This is a genomic window from Actinomyces sp., assembly GCF_030524025.1.
GTDB lineage: Bacteria > Actinomycetota > Actinomycetes > Actinomycetales > Actinomycetaceae > Actinomyces.
On record NZ_JAUNHI010000006.1, the window covers coordinates 36,985 to 58,236 of the forward strand.

General features: G+C 70.9%; 17 protein-coding genes. 13 read left to right on the top strand and 4 right to left on the bottom strand.

Annotated features, from left to right (window positions below):
- Window positions 1-13: 13 nt before the first annotated feature.
- Window positions 14-1,567: an L-arabinose isomerase gene (gene araA / locus Q4C85_RS04090; protein ID WP_303139861.1), complete on the top strand. Its 1,554-nt coding sequence runs from the start codon at window positions 14-16 to the stop codon at window positions 1,565-1,567.
- Between the two features lie 270 nt (window positions 1,568-1,837).
- Here araA and Q4C85_RS04095 read toward each other — a convergent pair whose 3' ends face one another.
- Window positions 1,838-2,818 carry a LacI family DNA-binding transcriptional regulator gene (locus tag Q4C85_RS04095; RefSeq protein WP_303139864.1) on the bottom strand — a complete coding sequence of 327 codons (981 nt, stop codon included), beginning with the start codon at window positions 2,816-2,818 and terminating at the stop codon, window positions 1,838-1,840.
- Window positions 2,815-3,828 (bottom strand): LacI family DNA-binding transcriptional regulator, encoded by a 1,014-nt coding sequence (locus Q4C85_RS04100; protein ID WP_303139866.1) that lies wholly within the window; start codon window positions 3,826-3,828, stop codon window positions 2,815-2,817. The genes Q4C85_RS04095 and Q4C85_RS04100 overlap by 4 nt, the downstream gene beginning before the upstream one ends.
- Before the next feature lie 307 nt (window positions 3,829-4,135).
- Between Q4C85_RS04100 and Q4C85_RS04105 the strand changes: the two genes are divergently transcribed.
- The 10 genes from Q4C85_RS04105 to Q4C85_RS04150 all read left to right on the top strand — a co-directional run bounded on the left by Q4C85_RS04105 (window position 4,136) and on the right by Q4C85_RS04150 (window position 18,201).
- On the top strand, window positions 4,136-5,644 hold the full coding sequence (locus tag Q4C85_RS04105; protein ID WP_303139869.1) for an alpha-N-arabinofuranosidase: 1,509 nt from the start codon (window positions 4,136-4,138) through the stop codon (window positions 5,642-5,644).
- 184 nt (window positions 5,645-5,828) lie between these two features.
- Window positions 5,829-7,169 (top strand): extracellular solute-binding protein, encoded by a 1,341-nt coding sequence (locus Q4C85_RS04110; protein WP_303139872.1) that lies wholly within the window; start codon window positions 5,829-5,831, stop codon window positions 7,167-7,169.
- Between the two features lie 19 nt (window positions 7,170-7,188).
- Window positions 7,189-8,112, top strand: coding sequence for a sugar ABC transporter permease (locus Q4C85_RS04115; protein WP_303139875.1), 924 nt, complete (start codon window positions 7,189-7,191; stop codon window positions 8,110-8,112).
- A complete protein-coding gene (locus Q4C85_RS04120) occupies window positions 8,102-9,025 on the top strand; it encodes a carbohydrate ABC transporter permease (RefSeq protein ID WP_303139878.1) in 924 nt (307 codons plus the stop codon). The genes Q4C85_RS04115 and Q4C85_RS04120 overlap by 11 nt, the downstream gene beginning before the upstream one ends.
- Before the next feature lie 165 nt (window positions 9,026-9,190).
- Window positions 9,191-10,153, top strand: coding sequence for an aldose 1-epimerase family protein (locus tag Q4C85_RS04125; RefSeq protein ID WP_303139881.1), 963 nt, complete (start codon window positions 9,191-9,193; stop codon window positions 10,151-10,153).
- Window positions 10,154-10,201: 48 nt separating this feature from the next.
- Window positions 10,202-11,179: a LacI family DNA-binding transcriptional regulator gene (locus Q4C85_RS04130; protein ID WP_303139884.1), complete on the top strand. Its 978-nt coding sequence runs from the start codon at window positions 10,202-10,204 to the stop codon at window positions 11,177-11,179.
- A gap of 786 nt (window positions 11,180-11,965) precedes the next feature.
- A complete protein-coding gene (locus tag Q4C85_RS04135) occupies window positions 11,966-13,273 on the top strand; it encodes an ABC transporter substrate-binding protein (RefSeq protein WP_303139887.1) in 1,308 nt (435 codons plus the stop codon).
- A gap of 206 nt (window positions 13,274-13,479) precedes the next feature.
- Complete coding sequence (locus tag Q4C85_RS04140) at window positions 13,480-14,364, top strand: sugar ABC transporter permease (protein ID WP_303139890.1); 885 nt, start codon at window positions 13,480-13,482, stop codon at window positions 14,362-14,364.
- Window positions 14,357-15,169 (top strand): carbohydrate ABC transporter permease, encoded by an 813-nt coding sequence (locus tag Q4C85_RS04145; protein ID WP_303139893.1) that lies wholly within the window; start codon window positions 14,357-14,359, stop codon window positions 15,167-15,169. The genes Q4C85_RS04140 and Q4C85_RS04145 overlap by 8 nt, the downstream gene beginning before the upstream one ends.
- Complete coding sequence (locus Q4C85_RS04150; protein ID WP_303139896.1) at window positions 15,166-18,201, top strand: glycoside hydrolase family 2 TIM barrel-domain containing protein; 3,036 nt, start codon at window positions 15,166-15,168, stop codon at window positions 18,199-18,201. The genes Q4C85_RS04145 and Q4C85_RS04150 overlap by 4 nt, the downstream gene beginning before the upstream one ends.
- A gap of 72 nt (window positions 18,202-18,273) precedes the next feature.
- On the opposite strand, the gene Q4C85_RS04155 is transcribed toward Q4C85_RS04150, so the two are convergent.
- Complete coding sequence (locus Q4C85_RS04155) at window positions 18,274-18,942, bottom strand: TrkA family potassium uptake protein (RefSeq protein ID WP_303139899.1); 669 nt, start codon at window positions 18,940-18,942, stop codon at window positions 18,274-18,276.
- A 156-nt stretch (window positions 18,943-19,098) separates the two neighbouring features.
- A complete protein-coding gene (locus Q4C85_RS04160; protein WP_303139982.1) occupies window positions 19,099-20,439 on the bottom strand; it encodes a TrkH family potassium uptake protein in 1,341 nt (446 codons plus the stop codon).
- 324 nt (window positions 20,440-20,763) lie between these two features.
- Between Q4C85_RS04160 and Q4C85_RS04165 the strand changes: the two genes are divergently transcribed.
- Window positions 20,764-21,003: a helix-turn-helix domain-containing protein gene (locus Q4C85_RS04165; RefSeq protein ID WP_126382294.1), complete on the top strand. Its 240-nt coding sequence runs from the start codon at window positions 20,764-20,766 to the stop codon at window positions 21,001-21,003.
- Between the two features lie 147 nt (window positions 21,004-21,150).
- The gene (locus Q4C85_RS04170) at window positions 21,151-21,249 is read left to right on the top strand and encodes an AURKAIP1/COX24 domain-containing protein (RefSeq protein WP_003792170.1); all 99 of its coding nucleotides are present in this window, start codon (window positions 21,151-21,153) and stop codon (window positions 21,247-21,249) included.
- The last annotated feature ends 3 nt before the right edge of the window (window positions 21,250-21,252 follow it).

Consider the following 21,252-nt stretch of genomic DNA (forward strand, 5'->3'; position numbering starts at 1 on the left):
CCCAGGAGCACCCATGTCGTCACCGTCCGCCACCGACCCGACCGCCCCGACTCCCGCCCTGTCGAGCCCCTTCACCGGCAAGGAGATCTGGTTCCTCACCGGCAGCCAGGACCTCTACGGCGAGGAGACCCTCGCCCAGGTCGCCGACCAGTCGCGCCAGGTCGCCGCCTGGCTCGACCAGGCCCCGGTCATCCCGGTGCGGATCGTGTGGAAGCCGGTGCTCAAGGACCGCGACTCCATCCGCGCCACAATGCTCGCCGCCAACGCCGACGACGCCTGCATCGGGGTCGTGGCCTGGATGCACACCTTCTCCCCGGCCAAGATGTGGATCGCCGGCATTGACGCCCTGGACAAGCCGCTGCTCCAGCTCCACACCCAGTACGCCGCCGAGCTGCCCTGGGCCACGCTCGACATGGACTACATGAACCTCAACCAGGCCGCCCACGGCGACCGCGAGTTCGGCTACCTCCTGAGCCGCCTGGGCCAGCCGCGCAAGGTCGTCGTCGGACACGCCTCCCACCCCCGGACCCAGGAGCGGGTCGCCACCTGGGTGCGGGCGGCCGCCGGCTGGGACGCGCTGCACCACACCCGCCTCGTGCGCTTCGGGGACAACATGCGGGGCGTCGCCGTCACCGAGGGGGACAAGACCGAGGCCGAGCTGCGCCTGGGCGTGTCGGTCAACACCTGGGGCGTCAATGACCTCGTCGAGGTCGTCGAGACCGTCACCAATGAGGAGGTCGACGCCCTCATCGAGGACTACCTTGCCGCCTACGACGTCGTCCCCGAGCTGCGCCCGGGGGGCGGCCGCCACGAGTCCCTGCGCTATGGGGCCCGCATCGAGGCGGGCATGCGCCGTTTCCTGACCGAGCACGCCGCCACGGCCTTCACGACCAACTTCGAGGACCTCGGGGGCCTGCGCCAGCTGCCCGGACTGGCCGTCCAGCGCCTGATGGCCGCAGGTTACGGTTTCGGCGCCGAGGGCGACTGGAAGACCGCCGCCCTCGTGCGTGCCGCCAAGGTGATGGGGCACGGCCTGGCGGGCGGGGCCTCCCTCATGGAGGACTACTGCTACGAGATGACGCCGGGCAAGGAGAAGATCCTGGGCGCCCACATGCTCGAGATCTGCCCGTCCCTGACCACCGCCCGCCCGCGTCTGGAGATCCACCCGCTGGGCATCGGCAACCGCGAGGACCCGGTCCGCCTCGTCTTCGACGCCGACACCGGGCCGGGGATCGTGGTGGCGATGTCAGACATGCGCGAGCGTTTCCGCCTGACCGCCAACGTTGTGCGGGTCGTCGGTCCTGACGCGCCGCTGCCCCAGCTGCCCGTCGCCCGCGCCGTGTGGGAGCCCGAGCCGGACTTCGCCACCTCGGCCGAGTGCTGGATGCTGGCCGGCGCCGCCCACCACACCGTCATGTCGACGGCCACCACCCTGGAGTGCTGGCAGGACCTGGCCGAGATCGCCGGAATCGAGCTCGCCGTCATCGACCAGGGCACGACGACCCATGGCTTCGCCCGGGACCTGCGCCTCAGCCAGGTCTACCACCGGCTCACCCAGGGGGCCTGACGGGGAGCCGCTGTTGCCCCGGGCGGGACCCGTGCGCTGCCGCAGCCGGATCCCGGTCGGCGGCTGTCTGCTCGATGAGTGGTTCCACGGGGCGGCCCTGGCGGCCGCCGCTGCCGTCAGGGCCGCGCTTCTGGGCGGCTGAGTCGACATCCTGCTCACTGAAGTCCTCACCGCCCGGGCAATGCTCGCCGACTGACCGCCGGCGGTCAAAAGGGTATTGACGAGCTCTCCCAGGCACCAGGCTCGGCGACTCCGGGCCGGCACAGGCTCTCAGGCCCGGCGTGCCGAGGACTCGCGCGCCACCAGCGCCGGTGCCACGGTCACCGTGCGCATGGGCCCGCCAGCCCCCCCGGCCAGGGGGCGCGCCAGGAGCTCCATGATCGCCGCGGCACTGTCCTGGGACCCCGTGGACACGCTGGTCAGTGTCGGCACTGCGAAGCTCGCGGTCTCGGTGTCGCCCCGGCCCACGACGACGACGTCCCGAGGCACATCCACCCCCCGGCGCAGCAGGGTGCCCATGGCCCCGGTGGCCAGGGCGTCGTTGTGGCACACGACGGCGTCGAAGTGCTGTCCGCTGCGCAGCAGCCTGCTGACCGCCTCGACGCCCCCGCGCTCGCCGTCGGGCTGGTCGACCCGCACAACGAGCTCCTCGCCGACCCCCAGCCCGCGGGCGCACTGGCCGGTCCACCGGTCGGCGGGCTCTCGGGTCCCGATGACCGCGGGGCGTGTGCAGCCCTGCTCGCGCAGGTGCTCGGCCACGAGCGCGGCCTGAGCCTCCGGGGGGCAGGTCACGCGCGAGACCCCGGCCGGCCCGTCGTCGGCAAGCAGAACAAGCGGCAGCCCGGGGTCAACATCCATCTCCGCGGGGTCGAGGCCGCGGGGGACGAGGACCGCCGCCCCTGCGCGACGCAGCCACTCCCCGTTGAGGACGGCCGACTCCTGCTCGGGCCGACCGCGGGTCAGCTCGAGGATGACCGGCACCGGCCCCGCCGCCCGCATGAGCGCCTCGGCCAGGTCGGCGACGAGGGGCTGCAGGAGGGTCGGAGCCGCCAGGGTGATTGCGTCCCGCCGCCCCGATCGCAGCGCCGAGGCCGAGGAGTGGACCCGGTAGCCCAGGGCATCGACGGCGTTGAGCACGCGGTCCCGGGTGTCCTGCGAGGCGCCCTCGGCCCCGCGCAGGACGTTGGACACCGTTTTGGCCGACACCCCGGCGCGCGCCGCGACATGGTTCATCGTCACCCGTCCGCTCACGGTGCACCGCCCCCGACGCTGGAGTCCCGGGGAAGAAGCATGACGTCCTCGACCACCGTGCGCGGCGGACCGTCGGGGCTCTCGATGCGCTCGCGCAGCAGCCGCACCGCGTCCGTGGCGTAGGCGCTCAGGCGTGGGGAGACGGTTGTCAGGGACGGGTTGGCATAGCGCGAGCTCTCCAGGTTGTCGAAGCCGGTGACCGCGGCATCCTCGGGCACCCGAACCCCGGCCGCCGCGAGCTCGTGAAGCGCCCCGAGGGCCAGGGCGTCATTGAAGGATACGACGGCGTCGAAGGGGGCGCCGACCTCGAGCAACCGCCTGGCCGCCAGCGCCCCGTCGCGGCGGCGCCACTCGGTGGACACGATGAGGAGCCGCTCGTCGATCTCCAGGCCGTGGCGGACCATCGCCTCTCGGAAGGCCGCCATCCGCGTCCGGCCCGCCCCGTGGGTCCACACCTCGGGGTCCGGCGCCCCCAGCACGGCGATGTGCTCTCGCCCCAAGGCCTCGAGGTGGGCGACGACGAGGTCGATCCCCCCGGCGTTGTCCATTGTGACCCGGTCGACCTCGTCGTGCTCCTTCTCCCCGAGCACGACCAGGGGGCGGCGGCGGGCGAGCTCGGCCAGCGTGTGCCGGCTCATGCCCTGCCAGTACACGATCGTCCCGTCGAGCTCGGGGTGCCCGGCCACGAAGGCCTCCTCGCCCTCGCCGAGCTCCCCGGTCACCCCGAGCACGACGCTCAGGCCGTGCTCGCCGGCCCGGGTGGCGATCCGGTCGGCGATCTCGGCGAAGAAGGGCTGGCTCAGCTCGGGCACGGCCAGGCCAATGACGCCAGAACGCCCGGTCCGCAGGGACCGGGCGGCGGGGTCCGGTGAGAACCGGGTGCGGGCGATGGCCGCCAGGACGCGCTCGCGGGTGGCGGGTGCGACGCCGGGCTCGTCGTTGACCACCCGGGACACCGTCTTGGCCGATACCCCCGCCAGGGCGGCGACGTCGAGCATCGTGGGTGCCATGGCCGGAGTGTAGATGAGTTGGTCCACGGGGTGGGGGACACGGGCCGGGCGACCGGAGCCCCGAACTCCGCCCGCCCAGCCCGTATCACCCAGCCCACCCCTTGCTCATCGAGAGATCGGCACTCCGGGGCACGGTGGTTGGTGGTGGGGGTCGGAACGTGTCGGCCGGTGCCCGCCCGCAGCCTCCGGGCAGCTGGCGAGCCGGTTGTGTCCGGTCTATTGACAACGATGAAGTAAACGGTGGACGATGGCTCCGGGCGGTCGCAGGTGCCCGCCCCCCACCCGTTTCGCAGCGAGAGGCACTCCAATGGCGCAGGCCCGCATCTCCGTCGACCCCGACCGTCCGATCGGCCAGATCCACCGCCGCATGTACGGCTCCTTCGTCGAGCACATGGGACGGTGCGTGTACACCGGCATCTTCGAACCCGGCCACCCCGCCGCCGACGAGCACGGCCTGCGCCAGGACGTCCTGGCGCTCGTGCGCGAGCTCGGCGTGACCACCGTGCGCTACCCCGGCGGCAACTTCGTGTCCAACTACCGCTGGGAGGACGGGGTGGGGCCGGTCGCCCAGCGCCCTCGCCGCCTCGAGCTGGCCTGGCACACCACCGAGCCCAACACCTTCGGCACCGACGAGTTCATGGAGTGGTGCCGCCAGGCCCAGGTCGAGCCGATGATGGCCATCAACCTGGGGACCCGCGGCGAGACTGAGGCGGTCGAGCTGCTCGACTACGTCAACGGCACAGCCTCCACGGAGATCTCCGACCGGCGCCGGGCCAACGGCCACCCCGAGCCCTACGGCGTGCGCATGTGGTGCCTGGGCAACGAGATGGACGGCCCCTGGCAGGTCGGCCACAAGAACGCCCAGGACTACGCCTACCTCGCCCTGTCGACCGCGCGCGCCATGCGCATGGTCGACTCCGGACTGGAGCTGGTGGCCTGCGGCTCGGCGGCCTGGGAGATGCCCACCTTCGGGGACTGGGAGCGCACCGTCCTGGAGCTGGCCTATGAGGAGGTCGACTACATCAGCCTCCACCGTTACGTCGACCCCGGCACCCAGGACCGGGCCAGCTTCCTGGCCGCGGGCGTCGACCTCGACCGCTTCATCGAGGGGGTCATCGCCACCGCCGACGCCGTGGGCGCCAAGCGCCGCAGCGACAAGCGCATCATGCTCAGCGTCGACGAGTGGAACGTGTGGCGCCTGTCGGAATGGACCGCCCAGGAGGGCGGATTCGCCCCCGATGACTGGCCCGAGGCCGCCCCCCGCATCGAGGACCGCTACACCGGCGCCGACGCCCTCGTCGTGGGCGGCCTGCTCATCAGCCTCCTGCGCCACGCCGACCGCGTCAAGGCGGCCGCCCAGGCCCAGCTGGTCAACGTCATCGGCCCCATCATGACCGAGCCGGGAGGCAGGGCCTGGCGCCAGACGATCTTCCACCCCTTCGCCATCACCTCACGCATCGCCCGCGGCCGGGCCTACGAGGCCGTTGTGGCCAGCCCGCGCACGCCCACCGAGCGCTTCGGCGAGGTCGACGCCCTGGACGCCGTCGTCACCTGGGACGAGGAGTCGGCCACCGGGTCGCTGCTCGCCCTCAACCGCTCCCTGACCGAGCCCCTCGAGCTGTCCGCCGCCCTCGGCGGCCTGGGGGCCACCCGGGTTACCGCCGCCCGGATCATCGCCCCGAAGGACCTCGACGCCATCAACACCGCCGAGGACCCCCAGGCCGTCGTCCCCGCCGCCCACCCCGTCGAGCTCGTCGACGGCGTCGTCACGACGACCCTGCCGCCCGCCTCCTGGCTCGCTGTCGAGCTCGCTTAACACACCGGGCCGCCCGGGCACCGCCGCCCGGGCGGCCGCCCTGGCGCCAGAGCCCCAGGCTCCGACGCCACCACGGGGCACGGCCCCACCACATGACGACGTGCCACGGCGTCGCCGCAGGCCCCCGCCGCCGGGCGGGGGCCTGGACCCCCACACCCGTGGAGCTTCGACAAGGAGGTCAATGATGAACCCCGTCCCACCCGCGGCAGGAGGGCTGCCCAGCCGCCGCAGCCTCCTGGCCGGAGCCCTGTTGGGAGGCGCCTCGCTCGCCGGGGCGGGCCTCCTGGGAGGCTGTGCGTCCTCGGCGTCGGCCGACGACCAGACCCGGGTGCAGCTGTGGCACCTGTTCACCGGGGGAGACGGCGGCGTCTTCCAGGCGATGATGGACGACGTCGACAGCCAGAACCCCGATGTCGCCATCGACCCGGTCGTCCTGACCTGGGGCGGCCCGTACTACACCAAGCTCGCCATGTCCTCGGTCGGCGGGCGATCGCCCGACCTGGCCGTCATGCACGCCACCCGGGTCATCGGCTACGCACCCGGGGGCCTGCTCGACACCTGGGACCTGGACCGCCTGGCCGAGCACGGGGTGACGCCCGACATGTTCTCCCCCCTGCTGTGGGACAAGGGCTTCGTCGACGGCCGGCTCTACGCCGTGCCGCTGGACTTCCACGCCTTCCTGCTGTTCTACAACACCGAGCTGTGCGCGCAGGCCGGGCTGCTCGACGCCGAAGGCCGCCTGACCGGCCTGGACTCGCCCGAGGGTTTCCTGGCCGCGGGACGCTCCCTGGCCGAGGTCACCGGCGGGCAGGGGATCTCCTACGGGTACACCGGCGACGGAGCCCAGGTGTGCCGGATGTTCTGGGGCCTGTACGCCCAGACCGGGGCCACCTGCACGCTGACCCCCGGACGCAAGGCGGTCATCGACCGCGAGCAGGCCGTGCGGGTGACCGCCTTCATCCAGGAGATGCTCGACGGCACCGTGGCCGAGCCGGACATGGACTACGGCGGGGCCATCGCCTCCTTCTCCACCGGGCGCACCGCCATGACCTTCATGGGCAACTGGGAGCTCCAGTCCTTCCTCAAGGCGGGCATCCCCTTCGACGCCATGCCCATGCCCACCGTCTTCGGCACCCCCGCCACCTTCGGGGACTGCCACGTCTTCGTCCTGCCGCGCCAGTCCGAGGTGGACGAGGCCCGGCGCGACGCCGCCTACCAGGTGGTGGCCGGGATGCTCAAGAACTCCCTGCAGTGGGCCGATGGCGGGCACACCCCCGCCAACCTGGCCATCACCGAGTCCTCCGCCTACCGTGCCCTGGAGCCCCAGTCCCACTACGCCGCCGTCATGGACGAGGCGGTCTTCGAGCCCGCGGCGTGGTTCACCGGCTCGGGCTCGGACTTCCAGTCCCGCGTCGCCGAGGTCATGCAGTCCTGCTGGCTGTCGGGATCCCTCACCCCCGAGCAGGCCGTCGACGGTCTCATCGACCGGCTCGACACCATGCTCGCCCAGACCCCGCCGTCCTGAGCAGAAAGGAACCACGACCATGGCACGCACCCTCGCTGCTCCACGGCACACCTCCTCGCGCTCCGTGCGCCGTCTGGGATCGGGCATGCCCTTCCTCATCCCCTTCATCGTCGTCGCCACCCTCTTCCTCGTCCTGCCCATCGTCTACGGCCTGTGGCTGTCGCTGACCGAGCAGTCCCTCATGGGCAACGGCGGCTGGGTCGGCCTGGACAACTACGTCGAGGCCCTCGGTGACGACACCATGTGGGCCACCCTGTGGCACACCGTCCTGTTCACCGTCATGTCCACGGTGCCGCTCGTGCTCCTGGCCCTGGTCATGGCCCTGCTCGTCTACATCGGCATCCCCGGCCAGTGGTTCTGGCGCCTGGCCTTCTTCGCCCCCTACCTGCTGCCGGTGGCCGTGGTCGTCCAGGTGTGGACCTGGCTGTTCAACTCCGACGTCGGCTTCGTCAACTACTGGCTGGGCCGGCTCGGCCTGGACAAGGTCGGCTGGCTCACCGACACCGGCGTGGCCATGTGGTCCATCGTCATTCTCACCGTGTGGTGGACGGTCGGCTTCAACTTCCTGCTCTACCTCTCCAGCCTCCAGGCGATCCCCGACCTGCTCTACGAGGCCGCCGAGGTCGACGGTGCGGGCTTCTGGCGCAAGCTGTTCTCGATCACCCTGCCCCAGCTGCGCGGCACGACGGTCCTCGTCGTCACCCTGCAGGTCATCGCCTCGCTCAAGGTCTTCGACCAGATGTTCATCGCCTTCAACGGCGGCTCGGGCCCCGAGGGCTCGACCCGCCCCATCCTCCAGTACATCTACGACACGGGCTTCACCAACTACCGGATGGGCTACGCCTCGGCGATGTCCTACATCTTCTTCGCCGTCATCATCGTCATCACCGTCGTCCTCCAGCTCATGACGCGCACGAGGAAGGAGACCACCCATGAGCGCTGAGCCCCTCGCCTCCATCCGTCGCAGCCGCGCCCGGTCCCGCGCCGAGCGGGCCGCCGAGGCCCGTCGGACCCGCGGGCTGCTCCTGGGCGGGTCACGGTTGGCGCGCGTCGCCGCCTTCATCATCCTGGCCCTGTTCGCCCTGTCCTGGCTGCTGCCCCTGGCCTGGGCGATCGACACCTCGCTCAAGACCGAGGTCCAGGCCCAGTCGCTGCCCCTGCAGTGGTTCCCCGACGGCGGCTTCACCCTGGAGAACTACCGCACGGTCTTCGCCCGCGGCGAGGTCTTCACCTGGATGTGGAACACCCTGCTCGTAGCCACCGCCGTCACCGTCCTGACGGTGGCCATCTGCGCCATGGCCGGCTACGCCTTCTCCCGGACGATCTTCGCCGGGCGCCGGGTGCTGTTCCTCGTCACCCTGGCCCTCATCATGGTCCCCGGCCAGATCCTCATCGTGCCCCTGTTCAAGGAGATGGTGGTCTTCAACGCCATCGACACCTTCGCCGGCATCATCCTGCCCCAGACCGTGGCCCCGATGATGGTCTACATCTTCAAGCAGTACTTCGACCAGATCCCCCAGGAGATCGAGGACGCCGCCCGTGTCGACGGGGCCTCCAACTGGAGGCTCTTCTGGAACGTCGTGCTGCCGGTATCCCGACCGATCGTCACGGCGGTGGCCATCTTCGTGTTCATCGGCGCCTGGAACAACTTCATGTGGCCCTTCATCGTCACCAACAACCCCGACCTCATGACCCTACCCGTGGGTCTGTCGACGGTGAAGAACGCCTACGGCATCATCTACGCCCAGACCATGGCATCGGCCATGATCGCCGCGCTGCCGCTGACGATCCTGTTCATGCTCTTCCAGCGCCAGATCATCAAGGCCGTGGCCACCACCGGACTGGGCGGCCAGTAGCCCCGTGCCGCCGGCGGTGGGCCCCCGCGCGAGCGCCTCGGGCCCACCGCCTCCGGCCCCGTGGTCGCGACCCCGCGGCGCGGTGCCGTACCGTTAACATCGAAACACCGAGAGACGGGCCAGGAGCCCGCACCCATGATGTGGATGGCGTGAAGGACCGACCGGATGATCAACGGAGAGCTCATCGACCTGCGGGCCGGGAACTACGAGGCGCGTGTGGCGACCTCGGGGGCCACCCTGGTCCACCTGCGGCACGAGGGACGCGACCTCGTCGTCCCCTTCGACGCGGCCCGCGAGCTGCCCCTGGGCTGGCAGGGCAAGACCCTCGTGCCCTGGCCCAACCGCATCGCCGGGGCCCGCTACACCCACCGGGGGGTCGACTACCTCGTGCCCTGCAATGAGCCCGAGACCGGCTCGGCGCTCCACGGCCTGGTGGGCTGGGCCGACTTCAGGCCCGCCCCGGTCGACCGAGACGGCCCTGGGGCGGAGCCTGGGGACGAGGCCGTCCTCGAGCTGACCCTGCCCGGCTCCTACGCCTACCCGTGGAGCCTGGCGGTGCGGGTGCGGTTCTGCCTGGACGCCGAGGAGGGCCTAAGCATCGAGGTGACCTCCACCAACCTGGGGGCGGCCCGGGCGGCCCGGGCCAACGCCGTCGGCGCCGCCCAGGTCGACGGCGCGGCCGCGCCCGCCCCCTACGGCGTGTCCATCCACCCCTACCTGACCAGGTCGGTGCCCCTGGACGAGTGCGTGCTCGAACTGCCCGCCTCGCGCGTCCTCGACACCGATGAGCGCATGGCCCCCGCGGGCCTGCGGCCGGTCGAGGGCACCGAGTGGGACTGGCGCTCCGGGCGGCGCGTGGGTGCCACGAGCACGGACAACGCCTACACCGGCCTGCCCGCCGGAGCCTGGCAGGCGCGCCTGACCGGCGGCCCCACGGGTCGCAGCGTGGTCATGACCTCGAGCGCCCCCTGGGTCCAGGCCTACAGCGGGGAGCACCTGGGGCGCGCCGGGGTCGCCATCGAGCCCATGACCTGCCCGCCCAACGCCTTCAACTCCGGGGAGGGCCTCGTCGAGCTGGAGCAGGGAGCCTCCCACACCCTGCGTTGCACGCTGCGCGAGGAGGGCTGAGGGGGCGGCATGGTGAGCCGGGAGCGGACACCCGCGCGGCGTCCGGGCATGATGGACGTGGCCCGGGCGGCCGGCGTGTCCCACCAGACGGTCTCCCGGGTGCTCAACGCCCCGGACTCCGTGCGGCCCCAGACCCGGGAGCGCGTGCGCGCCGCCATCGAAGACTTGGGTTACCGGCCCAACATGGCCGCACGGGCCCTCGTCACCGACTCGACCCGCACGATCGGGGTGGTGACGACGGGCTCCCATTTCCACGGCCCGGCCTCGACGACGGCGGCCATCGAGGATGCCGCCCGAGCCGAGGGGTACGCCTGCCTCGTCACGCCGGTGGTCGCCGAGGAGCGCGGGGCCGTCGAGGAGGCCCTCGACTTCCTCGTCGACCGCGGCGTCGAGGGGATCGTCGCCGTCGCCCCCCAGGCCTGGGTCGCCACCCCCGCCCAGCGGGCCGCGCGCCGGGTGCCGCTGGTCGTCGTCGCCGACGGCCTGGAGCCCGGCCCCCGCATCCATGTCGTCTCGGTGGACCAGGAGCTCGGCGCACGCATGGCGGTGGGGCACCTGCTGGCCACCGGCCGCCAGGAGATCGCGCATGTGGCGGGGCCGGAGGACTGGTACGACGCCGTGGCCCGCCGGACCGGCTGGGCCGGGGCCCTGGAGGACGCGGGCGCGCAGACCGGAGCCTGCCTCGTCGGACCGTGGGACCCCCGCCACGGCTACGAGGCGGTGGCGGTTCTGGCCGAGGGGCGCCTGCCCGGGGCCCTGTTCTGCGCCAACGATCTCATCGCCCTGGGAGCCCTGGCCGGCCTGCGGGAACGGGGCGTGGCGGTGCCCGGGGAGGTCGCGGTCGTCGGGTACGACGACATCGCCGGGGCCGAGTACTTCTGCCCGTCCCTGTCGACGGTGCGCCAGCCCTTCGACGAGTTGGGGTTCTTGTGCCTCGAGGTGCTCCTGCGTGCGATCGACGGCGAGAGCGGGGCCGCCCACTCCATCGCCCCGAGCCTGCGGGTGCGGGGCTCCAGCGCCCGGTGAGGCCGGACCCGCCGCCACCCGATCGGCGACCTGTCGGCGCCGGCTGTCGGATCGTCGCGCCGCGTTCATGCCTCGATGATTGATTCCCGGGGGTGGGCTGGGAGGCACGGGCTGGGCGCGTGGCTCCGGTGCCGACGTCACGAGTCCGGCCCCGGACTCACGCCTCCTGCCCTTGGAATCAATGAGCCTTTCTCACCAGGCGCTCCCGGCCGGGTTCGTACCTTGCGTCTCTCGAGGTGCCATATCTCCCGATCTCTCTGTGCACCGCGACGACGCGCGCCGGCTCCGGCCCGGCGTGCCGGCCCCTGGCAAGTGACATGCGAGTGGGGAAGATCTCACCGGCCCGAGTTCGGGGCACAGCAGCGTGCCGGCGCCGTTCGGCCAGGAGGGGGCGGGGGAGTCGGCGTCGCCCGCCGGCGGGACGGCCGCCTCCTCGCGCTCGCGGGCGCCGGAGTCGGCGAAAAGGCGCCCTGGTGCGGGCGATGCCGGGGGAGCGCGGGCGGCAAGGCCATCTAATGTCCTGACAAAAACCCCGCCGCCAACCCCTCTCCGAGTCGGCCGCCGCACCCGCCGGACAGCCCGCCCAGAGCCCGGCCCGACTGGGGGGAACCGAGCGAAACCTACCTGTAACGATCAAAGTCGCACATCCGGGGTGCTCGTTTGTGGTAGATTGCGTGTCCGATCGGAGGAGAGCCTTGACGGGCGCCCCACCCGGTTCCCATGCCGCCGCAGCGTCGCGACGGCCGCTTCCCACCGCTGACGCAATTTCTCAAGGAGGAGATTCTCATGTCGCGACTTCTCACCCGTCGTTCCGTCCTCGTCGGCAGCCTCGTGGCGGCAGGCGCGGCCACCCTGGCCGCGTGCGGCGGCTCGGACTCCGGCTCCGGCTCGGGCTCGGGCGACTCCAACACCCTGACGGTGTGGTGCTGGGACCCCGCCTTCAACATCTACGCGATGCAGGAGGCCGAGAAGATTTACCAGAAGGACCACCCCGACTTCAAGCTCGACATCGTCGAGATCGTCTGGGACGACATCCAGCAGAAGGTGACCACCCTGGCCCAGTCGGGCGACCTCGACCAGCTGCCCGACATCTTCCTGTGCCAGAACATGGCGGCCCAGAAGAACATCATCAACTACCCCGACGTCTTCGCCGACCTGACCGACTCGGGCATCGACTTCAGCGAGTTCCCGGACTCGGTGGTCGAGTACTCGACGGCCGACGGAGCGAACTGGGCGGTCCCCTTCGACTCCGGGACCGCGGTCACGGCCCTGCGCACCGACATCCTCGAGCAGGCCGGTTACACGGTCGCTGACTTCACCGACATCACGTGGACCCGGTTCATCGAGCTGGGCAAGGACATCCTGGCCAAGACCGGGCGCCCGATGCTCTCGGGACAGGCCGGGGCCTCCGACCTCATCATGATGATGATCCAGTCCGCCGGCGCCAGCCTCTTCGACGCCAAGGGCAATGTGACGATCGCCGACAACCCCGCCCTGACTCGCGCCGCGGAGATCTACAAGGAGATGGTCACCTCTAAGATCCTTATCGAGGTCAACTCCTGGGACGAGTACGTGGGCACCCTGGTCAACGACCAGGTCAACGCCACCGTCAACGGCATCTGGATCTCCGGGTCGATCCAGACCGCCACCGAGCAGTCGGGCAAGTGGGCCATCACCAACGTGCCCTCCCTCGACGGCATCGAGGGCGCCACGAACTACACCGCCAACGGCGGCTCCTCCTGGGTGGTCACCGCCGAGGCCAATTACGACCTGGCCACCGACTTCCTCAAGTCCACCTACGCGGGCTCCACGGAGTTCTACGACACGATCCTGCCCTCCTCGGGGGCCATCGCCAACTGGACCCCGGCCGGAGAGTCCAAGGTCTACCAGGAGCCGGTCGAGTTCTACGGCGGCCAGGCGGTCTACGCCGACGTCGTGGGCTACTCCGAGGAGGTGCCCTCGGTCAACACCGGCGTCTACTACTACGAGGGCCGTGACGCCGTGGCTGCCGCGCTCACCCAGATCATCGACGGTGCCGACCCGGCCACCGCCCTCGCTGACGCCCAGAAGACCACCGAGTTCGCGGCCAGCTGACCGCCGCACCGTCCGGCCCCTGACAAGGCCCTGGGGTCCCGGCGTGCCGCCCACAGGCGCGCCGGGACCCCGTGCCCGATCCGTCGACGACGGCGTCCGGGGCGCGGTGCACGACCCGACGACAGAAAGACACGTCCATGACGACTGCCAGCGTGACCGCGGGGGCGACTCGGACGGCGAAGGCCGGCAAACGCCCCAAGCAACCGATGACCCGCTCGGAGCGGCGGCGCAACCTGACCGGCTGGACCTTCCTCCTGCCGGCCGCCGGACTCATCCTGGTGATGAGCTTCATCCCGATGTTCCAGGCCTTCCTCCTGTCCCTCAAAACCGGACGGGGGACGCGACTGAGGCTTGCCGACCCGCTGTGGATGAACTACCAGCGCCTCATCGATGACGAGATCTTCATCCTCACGATGAAGAACACGTTCATCTACCTCATCGTCCAGGTGCCGATCATGCTCGTCCTGGCGCTCATCCTGTCCGTCCTGCTCAACGATCCCAAGCTCCGGTTCAAGGGGTTCTGGCGCACCTCGATCTTCCTGCCCTGCGCGGTGTCCCTGGTCTCCTACTCCCTGGTCTTCCGCACGCTGTTCGCCAACGACGGCTTCGTCAACGACGCGCTCATGTGGCTCCACCTCATCGATACGCCGATCAACTGGCTGAGCGAGACGGGGACCGCCCGCTTCGTCATCATCCTGGGCCTGCTGTGGCGCTGGACCGGGTACAACATGGTGTTCTACCTGGCCGGACTGCAGAACCTCGACCACGCGACCATCGAGGCGGCCCGTATCGACGGGGCCAGTTCCTGGCAGACCTTCTGGTACGTCATCGTCCCCCAGCTCAAGCCGATGATCCTGCTCACCGCGATCATGTCGACCAACGGCACCCTTCAGCTCTTCGACGAGTCCTGGAACCTGACGCGGGGCGGACCGTCCTACACCTCGATGACGATGTCCCACTACCTCTACGAGCTCTCCTTCCTCAAGAGCCCGAACTTCGGCTACGCCTCGGCCATCTCCTACGTGATCCTCATGCTGGTCGCGGTCCTGGCACTCATTCAGATGAAGGTTGGTGACAAGCGCGATGCGTAAGCGCACACTGCGCCGGCTGCCCGGCTACATCTTCCTGTCGATCTCCTCGGCCCTGTCGCTCTTCCCCCTGTACTTCATGGTGGTCTCGGCGACGAACACCTCGAAGGACGTCCTGGCCTCACGCCTCCTGCCCGGGGGGAACCTCCTGCAGAACCTGCGCGACCTCGAGGCCGCCTCCGACGTCGTGCCGGCCATGGGCTACTCGGCGGCGATCGCCCTGCTGACCACGGTGCTGGCCCTGCTCGTGTGCTCGATCGCCGGCTACGGCTTCGAGATCTACCACTCCAAGGGCAAGGACCTCGTCATGGCGGTCCTCCTGCTGGCCATGATGATCCCCTTCGCGGCCACGATGATCCCGCTGTTCCGCATGTTCGGCACGCTCGGCCTGGTCAACTCGATCTGGGCGGTCATCCTGCCCACGGTCTCGACCCCCTTCCTCATCCTGCTGTTCCGTCAGGCCTCGCGCTCCTTCCCCCACGAGATCCTCGAGGCCGCCCGCCTTGACGGGCTCAGTGAGGTCGCCATCTTCTTCCGCATCTACATGCCGACGATGAAGTCGACCTACTCGGCGGCCGCGGTCGTCACCTTCATGGCCGCCTGGAACAACTTCATGTGGCCCAAGATCGTCCTGGTCGACCTCAAGTTCCAGACGATGCCGATGCTCATCTCGAACCTCGCCGGTGGTTATGTGACGAACTACGGTGTTCTCATGCTGGCGGTGCTCCTGGCCTCGCTGCCGGCGATGGCCGTCTTCCTCGCGCTCCAGCGCTCCTTCGCCAACGGAATCATGGGGGCCATCAAATGACGATCGACCTGTCCCGCCTGGCGGACCCGACCTTCTTCGCCGACAACCGCCTGCCGGCCCACTCCGACCACCTGTGGTACGCCGACGAGGCGGAGGCAGAGGCGGGGGAGTCCTCCTTCCAGGTCAGCCTGGACGGGGTGTGGAAGTTCTTCTACGCCAAGAACCCGGCCCAGGCGCCGCAGGGCTTCTGGGAGCCCGGCCACGACGTCTCCCAGTGGGACGACATCCGCGTGCCCGCCCACATCCAGCTCCAGGGCTACGACCTGCCCCAATACGCCAACGTCCAGTACCCCTGGGACGGCCGGGAGCAGGTCGAGCCCGGTCAGGTGCCCACCGCCTACAACCCGGTGGCCTCCTACGTGCGCGACATCGACCTGGAGCAGGATCCCGCCGACGGCGAGCGTGTCCTGCTGCGGCTCGAGGGTGCCGAGTCCGCCGTCGTCGTGTGGGTCAACGGGGCCTACGTCGGCTACTGCCTGGACTCCTTCACCCCCAGCGAGTTCGACCTGACCGAGCACCTGCGCGCGGGCCCCAACCGCCTGGCGCTCCAGGTCTACAAGTGGTCCTCGGGCTCGTGGCTGGAGGACCAGGACTTCTACCGCTTCTCCGGCCTGTTCCGCTCGGTCTACCTGCGCCGGGTGCCGGCGGTTCACCTCGAGGACCTGCGCGTGGGCGTCGAGGTGGCCCCCGACCTGGACCGCGCGACGGTGAGGGTGCGCACCCGGCTGACCGGTCAGGGCACCGTGCGCGCCCGCCTGGAGGGCGTGGGGGACCTTGTCGAGGACGGCGAGGGCGTCCTGAGCATCACGGTCGCCCACCCCCACCTGTGGAGCGCGGAGGACCCCCACCTGTACAACCTGAGCCTGGAGGTCCTCGACGCCGCAGGCGAGCGCACCGAGCTGGTCCCCCAGCGCGTGGGCCTGCGCCGTTTCGGTATTGAGGACGGCGTGCTGCGGATCAACGGCGAGCGCCTCGTGTTCAAGGGGGTCAACCGCCACGAGTTCGGGCCCGACGGCCGGGTGATGACCCGCGAGCGCACCGAGGCCGACCTCGTGGCCCTCAAGCGCGCCAACATCAACGCCGTGCGCACGAGCCACTACCCGAACAACTCCTTCTTCTACGAGTTGTGTGACGCCTACGGCTTGTACGTCATCGACGAGGCGAACCTGGAGACCCACGGGGTGTGGGACCACATCGTGCGCACCGACCGCGACCTGAGCCGGGCACTGCCCGGCGACCGGCCCCAGTGGCGCGAGGCGGTGCTCGACCGGGCCCGCTCCTTGTATGAGCGGGACAAGAACCACCCCTGCGTCGTCATGTGGTCCTGCGGCAACGAGTCCTTCGGCGGCGCCAACATCGCGGCGATGGCCGAGCTGTTCCGCTCCCTGGACTCCCGTCCGGTCCACTACGAGGGCATCAGCGAGGACCCCCGCCACCCGGAGAGCTCGGACGTGGTCAGCCGCATGTACACCCCGGCGGCGGCGGTCGAGGATCGCCTGCGCACCGACCGCACGATGCCCTTCATCCTGTGCGAGTTCGCCCACGCCATGGGCAACTCCTTCGGGGCGGTGGACCGCTACATGGACCTGGCCGAGCGCGAGCCGCTGTTCCAGGGCGGCTTCATCTGGGACTTCGCCGACCAGGCGATCGCGCTGCGGGCCCCTGACGGCACCCCGTACTGGGGCTACGGCGGTGACTGCGGCGAGTCGCCCCACGACGGCGACTTCTGCGGCAACGGCATCTTCTACGCCGACCACACCCCCTCGCCCAAGATCCAGGAGGTCCGCCACCTCTTCCGTCCCCTGCTCACCCGGGTGGGGGCCAAGGAGCTGGAGGTGACCAACCGCTTCCTGTTCACCTCCTCGGCCGAGCTCGACTGCGTCCTCACCCTGGCCCGGGAGGGCCGGGTGCTGGCCACCGCCCGCCTCGAGACCGACGTCGCCCCCGGGGCCACGGCCACCTACCCGGTGCCGCTGTCCGTGCCGACCACGCCGGGGGAGTACACCCTGACCGTGTCCTTCCGCCTGCGCCGGGACGAGTCCTGGGCGCCGGCCGGCCACGAGGTCGCCGGTGACCAGGGGGTGGTCCTCGTTCAGGCCCCGCCGGTCACGGCCCCGGCCTTCGCGGCCCCGACCGGTGAGCCGCGGCCCGAGCTCGTCATGGGTCTGCACAATGTGGGGGTGCGCGGCCGGCACTTCGAGGTGCTCTTCTCCCGCGTCACCGGAGCCCTGTCCTCCTACCGGTACGGCCGCACGGCCGACGGCGGGGGCGAGCTGCTCCGCGCGCCGGTCCGGCCGTGCTTCTGGCACGCGCCCACCGCCAACGAGCGCGGCTACGGCGGCCCATTCGAGGAGGGCGCCTGGTCCCTGGCCAGCCGCTACCAGCGTGCGGTCATCGGCCAGGAGTACCCGCGGGTGTCCCAGGACGCCGAGTCGGTCACGGTCGCCTTCGACTACGAGCTGGCCGGCGTGCCCGGGGCCCGGGCACGGATGTCCTACCGGGTGACGGCCGACGGCGCCATCGAGGTCACCCAGGTGCTCGACCGGCCCGAGGACGCCCCGGACCTGCCGGAGTTCGGCTCGATCCTCGAGGTCCCCGCCGAGCTCGACCGGCTGACCTGGTACGGCGAGGGGCCCGAGGAGTGCTACGTCGACCGTCGCGCCGGGGCCAGGCTGGACGTGTACGACGGGCGGGTGGCCGACCAGCTCCCGGGTTACCTCACCCCCCAGGAATCGGGCTCGCGCACGGGGGTGCGGTGGGCGCAGGTCACCGACGCCCGCGGCCGGGGGCTGCGCCTGGAGTGCGAGGCGGGCCGGCCCATGGAGCTGTCGGCCCTGCCCTGGTCGCCCTTCGAGGTCGAGGAGGCGCGTCACGCCTTCGAGCTGCCGCCCTCGGGGCGGACCGTGCTGCGTCCGGCACTCATGCGCCGGGGCGTGGGCGGGGATGACTCGTGGGGGGCACGTACCCACCCCGAGCACCGGCTGCCCTCCGGCAGGCTGGAGTTCCGTTACACCATGCGCGGCCTCATCTGAGTCCTCGCCTCCGGGGTCCGGGCCCTGCGGTGCGTGTGCCGCGGGGCCCGGACCCGTGACGTCGGCCCGGCGTCAACCGCGCAGGGCGAAGCGCTCGAGGAGGGCGGCGTCCCCGCCGACGACGAGCACGTCGCTGGCCGACACGAGCGTCTCGGAGGTGGCGTACTCGAAGGGCTCCCCGGGACTCATGAGGCCGAAGATGGTCACGCCGTAGCGCGAGCGGACCTTGGACTCCCCGATGGTGAACCCGTGCAGCTCGGCGGGGGAGCGCATCTTGACGATCGTGAACCCGCCCTTCTCCATCTCGATGTAGTCGAGCATCCGCCCCGACACGAGGTGGGCGGCCCGCTGGCCGGCGTCGAACTCGGGGTAGACGACGTGGTGGGCGCCGATGCGCTGGAGGATCCTGCCGTGGGCGCGAGAGACGGCCTTGGCCCAGATCTGCGGCGTCTCGAGGTCGACGAGGTTGCCGGTGATGAGCACGCTGGCCTCGAGGGAGGTGGCCACCCCCACGACGGCGGTGCCGAACTCGGTGGCCCCTAGCTGCTCGAGGGCCTCGGGGTCGGTGGCGTCGGCCTCGACCAGCGGGATCCGGCCGGTCCACTGGCGCACGAGGGCCGGGCTGGACTCAACGGCCAGGACCTCCCGGCCCAGACGGTCCAGGGTGGCGGCGACGGCCGAGCCGAAGCGGCCCAGCCCGATGACGAGCGTCGAGTCGGTGCGGTCGGCGGGCGATGGCATGGGGTCTCCTCGGGCTCTCCGGGCACTGGCACTCATGCGCATGGACGCGCCGGCCGGCAGTGCTCTCGAGGTCGAGGGTAGTCGTGCGCGCGCCTAGCACGCAGCGTCGCGCCCGGCGGGCCCGTCGGAATGATGGCCCGGCCCGGAGGGTCCGGGTCAGCCGATGAGCGGACGCTCGGCGGGCATGCGGATGACCCGGCGCCGCTCCCGCATCGCCAGGGCGGTGGCTGCCGTCATGGTGCCCACGCGCCCGACGAACATGAGCACGACGATGAGGTACTTGGCGCTGTCGGGCAGCAGTGGGGTGATGCCGGTCGACAGGCCCACGGTGGCGAAGGCGCTGACCACCTCGAACAGCACCCGGTCCAGGCTCAGGTGTGTGATCTGGAGGAGCAGGAGGGTCGAGACCCCGACGATGGTGGCGCCGATGAAGGCCACCGCCACGCTCAGGCGCACCGTCGACAGGGTGATGCGCCGCCCGAAGGCCTCAATGTCCTGGTCGCCCCGGGCCTCGGCCGCGATCGCCAGGACGAGGACGGCGAAGGTGCTCACCTTGATGCCTCCCGCGGTCGAGGCCGAGCCTCCGCCGATGAACATGAGCGCGTCCTGGAGGAACCAGGTCGCCTCGTGCATGTGCTCGGGGGTGATCGTCGACAGGCCCGAGGAGCGGGCGTTGACGCCGTTGATGAGGGCCGTCAGCAGCTTGCCCCCCAGCGGCAGCGGGCCGTAGGTGCTCGGGTTGGTCCACTCGAAGGCGGCGATGGCCAGGGAGGAGGCGACGGTCATCGCCGTGTAGGTCGTCAGCGTCAGCTTGGTGTGCAGGGACCACAGGCGCGCCTTGCGCCCGTGCCGCATGACGTCGTGGATGACGGGGAACCCGACGGCTCCCACGAAGGTGCCCAGCACGATCGGCAGGCCGATCCACCAGTCCGAGGCGTAGGGCGCCAGGCCCTCGGGCATGATGACGAAACCGGCGTTGTTAAAGATCGACAGCGCCATGAAGAAGGCGTACCAGCTCGCTTCGCCCACCTCTAGGCCCAGGGCCAGGAAACGGGGCAGCAAAGCCGCCATGAGGATCGCCTCGGCACCCACTGCCGTGATGACGACCGCCCGCAGCAGGGAGGCGACGTCGCCCAGGCGGGACTGGTTCTCCGTGGCGGCCAGCATCCGCTGGGTCAGCCCCAGGTGCCGGGAGACGGCGAAGGACAGCAGCGAGGCCAGCGTCATGATGCCCAGGCCGCCGACCGCGGCGCCCAGGATGATGACCAGCTGGCCGAAGGGCGACCAGTACGTGGCCGTGTCGACGGTGGTCAGGCCGGTGACGCACACCGCCGACGTGGCGGTGAACACCGCGTCGACAAGCGCCGGGCCCCGCCCGTGGGCCGTGGACACCGGCAGGGACAGGAGCCCCGAGACGACGACGATGATGCCGGCGAAGACGACGACCGCCAGGCGCGCCGGGGTGAACCTCGCCGCGCGCTTGAGCCGGTAGGCCACCGTCCAGCGGGCCAGGAGCTCGCGCCAGCCGGCGGCGGGGTCGCTCGGGCGCGCGAGGGGGCGGGCCTGCGGGGACGGTCGCTTGGTGGACACGCCGCCATTGTGCTCCCACGGACGCGGGTCGCGCCGAGCCCCGTGCCGGCCATCCCTGGCATGTGACATGCGACGCGTGTGACGGGAGAGGGTGAAAAAACCTGTGCGCCTGCTGGGGCGGGGGTTATATTGGCTTCGCCCGCACGTCGCGGGAGCCCGTGCGGAGCGCAACCGCGCCCCGCGCCGGCCATATGTAACCGCCTCCACCCTGACGACAGGACCTCAGCACCCATGGCATCGGGCCCCACCTCCTCAGGCGCCTCCGGCGCACCGTCCTTCCTCACGGTCGCCGAGGTGGCCGCCATGCTGCGCGTCTCGAAGATGACCGTCTACCGCATGGTCCACTCCGGCGACCTGCCCGCCATGCAGGTGGGCCGCTCCTTCCGCGTCCCTGAGCGCGCCGTCGAGCAGTACCTCGCCGCGGGCCTGGGTGACTGGGGACACGAGTCCTCGGAGTCGACTGGCTCCTGAAGGCGGCTACAATCACCCGGTCACCTGTGTGGTCGGCGTGATGCGTCACTGCCCGACCACCACGCTCGTCCGGCCGCGTGCCGGGGCCGCCGGCCGGACCGGGGGCGCCAACGAGCACCCGGTACGCACGACCACGGAGGAGCCCCGATGGGATCTGTCATCAAGAAGCGCCGCAAGCGCATGGCCAAGAAGAAGCACCGCAAGCTGCTGCGCAAGACCCGCCACCAGAGGCGCAACAAGAAGTGAGGA